Origin of the sequence: Mesorhizobium sp. M7A.F.Ca.CA.002.05.1.1, from assembly GCF_003998335.1 — a bacterium.
GTDB lineage: Bacteria > Pseudomonadota > Alphaproteobacteria > Rhizobiales > Rhizobiaceae > Mesorhizobium.
This window is the reverse complement of the sequence record NZ_RZQI01000959.1, coordinates 1-2,203: the sequence shown is the minus strand read 5'-3', so window position 1 is coordinate 2,203 and position 2,203 is coordinate 1. Positions and strand designations below refer to the sequence as shown.

4 protein-coding genes are annotated in these 2,203 nt (G+C 58.7%); 2 read left to right on the top strand and 2 right to left on the bottom strand.

The features are described from left to right. A partial coding sequence (locus tag EN939_RS39885) for a hypothetical protein (protein WP_206528386.1) occupies nucleotides 1–228 on the bottom strand: 228 nt, incomplete at its 3' end. A 222-nt stretch (nucleotides 229–450) separates the two neighbouring features. On the opposite strand from EN939_RS39885, the gene EN939_RS31135 reads away from it, so the two are divergent. Then, nucleotides 451–627: a hypothetical protein gene (locus EN939_RS31135; RefSeq protein ID WP_127270589.1), complete on the top strand. Its 177-nt coding sequence runs from the start codon at nucleotides 451–453 to the stop codon at nucleotides 625–627. Here EN939_RS31135 and EN939_RS31130 read toward each other — a convergent pair whose 3' ends face one another. Further along, the gene (locus EN939_RS31130; protein WP_127270591.1) at nucleotides 628–1,191 is read right to left on the bottom strand and encodes a sigma-70 family RNA polymerase sigma factor; all 564 of its coding nucleotides are present in this window, start codon (nucleotides 1,189–1,191) and stop codon (nucleotides 628–630) included. A gap of 291 nt (nucleotides 1,192–1,482) precedes the next feature. Here EN939_RS31130 and EN939_RS31125 point away from each other — a divergent pair. Further along, on the top strand, nucleotides 1,483–2,203 hold a 721-nt coding region (locus EN939_RS31125; RefSeq protein ID WP_127271450.1), incomplete at its 3' end, for a catalase.

The following is a 2,203-nucleotide window of genomic DNA, read 5'->3' as shown; positions in this document are numbered from 1 at the left end:
GGCACCGACGAGTGTCCCCGATTCGAAGGAGGATATCATGGCATCCGGCGGTAAAAAACATTTCGGCCGCAGCAGCCAGGCAAGAGTGCCGGCGCCGGCGCGGTGACCTCCCCGGAGAAGGACGAGATCGAAGAAAACGCGGTCTTGTCGAATCGCAACAAGAAGCAGCATGGCCAGGAGCGCGGGCTGGACGGCAATCGGATCAAGCCCGATCAATATCAGGATCACGCCGCTGACCGATTGCCTAGGGATTGAACGCCACCGCCGCGCGTCCATGGCCCGGGACGACGAAGGACCGGGACGACGAAGGACCGGGACGACGAAGGAGCAGCAAGGAAATAAACCTGTGCAAGGGGCCGCTGGTGAGCTTCTTGGCGGTTGACACCGCCTTGTAATGCCAGGCGCTTATCACCACACTAGGATCAAGGGACCCGCTATCAAGAGAATGTGATGTCTCGTTCGAGCGACGATACCCCGGATCCGCATGTCGAGATGGCTGTGGATCAGGAGATTGCTTCCCTGCTGGCCGCCATAGAGCAGGAAAAAATTCCAGACCGCCTGACCAAGCTGGCGATCGAATTGCAGAACGCGCTCGTCGAGAAACGTCGGCGCGACGTGAAGAACTGACTATCTGCGGCCGTCGACCTCGACATCGAGCTGACCATCCGACAGCTGGTTTCGTCTTTCTATCAATGTCTGCAGCGAACTCTCCCCCAGGAATTCAAGGATGTTGGCGCGCGCACGGTTCAGGCGGCTTTTGACCGTTCCGACCGCGCAACCGCATATGTCGGCGGTTTCCTCGTAGCTCACTCCCAAAACGCCGATCAGCATCAGGACCTCGCGTTGGTGTTCAGGCAGCCTTTGAATGGCGCCGTGAACTTCCTTGCTCTGAACGGTCCATTCCTGGGTGGCTTCCGAAATTGGTCTCGAAGACGCGCAATCGAGCAGGCCGGGCGCCTCCCGGGCAGCGATCTTGACCCGGGTATAGTAAGTGTTGCGCATGATGGTGAAGAGCCACGACTTCATGCGCGTACCGGGTTCGAACTTGTCGATGTTGGCGAGACCCTTGGTCAGTGTCTCCTGCACGAGATCGTCAGCGTCGTCGGGGACGCGGCAGAAGGTGCGCGCGAATGCCCGCAGGGCAGGTATCAGGTCAACGATGGAAACTTCATTGGTTTCCTGGTCGGCCAAAAGGCAGCCTCCGGATGACAATGGTCCAGCTCCCAGAAGAAAGAGTGTGTGAACGCAGCCCCAGCTAAATGCATGGAAGTTTGGTTCGTTCCTCGTGCCGGAGACAACTCTTCATGAATTGTGCGCAGGCGGAGATATCTGTCATCCGATCGGCGCGCACCATCGCCGCAGCAGTCCCGGCTCCTCCGACAGCGGTGTCTCCAGCGTCCATTTTTTACGGGAACAAAGCTGCTCACCGGCAGTTTGATGGCTTGACCACTTCAACCTTCCGGTATCGATCGAGGATCTGTCATGGCCAAATCCGCTCGCCCCTCCGCTCGCCAATCGGCAAGTGGACTGGATCAGAATAGCGCGCGCGGAAATGGCGGCGAGTTGCACCAGATCGCGGGGGACGACACGCCTGCCCTTACGACGGCGCTCGGAACGCCTGTCTCCGACGACCAAAACACATTGCGGATCGGTGAGCGCGGACCATCGCTGATCGAAGACTTTCACTTTCGCGAGAAGATTTTCCACTTCGACCACGAACGCATCCCGGAAAGGGTCGTTCATGCCCGCGGCTATGGCGCGCATGGTTTTTTCGAGACCTACGAGTCACTTGCCAAATACACACGTGCCGACATTTTCCAGCGAGCTGGTGAAAAGACGCCGGCATTCGTTCGTTTCTCGACGGTTGCCGGCAACAAGGGTTCGTTCGATCTCGCCCGCGACGTGCGCGGCTTCGCGGTCAAGCTCTACACCAAGGAGGGCAATTGGGATCTCGTCGGCAACAACATCCCGGTCTTCTTCATCCAGGACGCCATCAAGTTTCCCGATCTGATCCACGCCGCCAAACAGGAGCCCGACCGTGCCTTTCCGCAGGCACAGACGGCGCACGACAATTTCTGGGACTTCATCAGCCTGATGCCGGAATCAATGCACATGGTGATGTGGATCATGTCGGATCGCGCGATCCCGCGTTCCTTCCGCTTCATGCAAGGCTTTGGTGTGCACACGTTCCGCCTCGTCAACG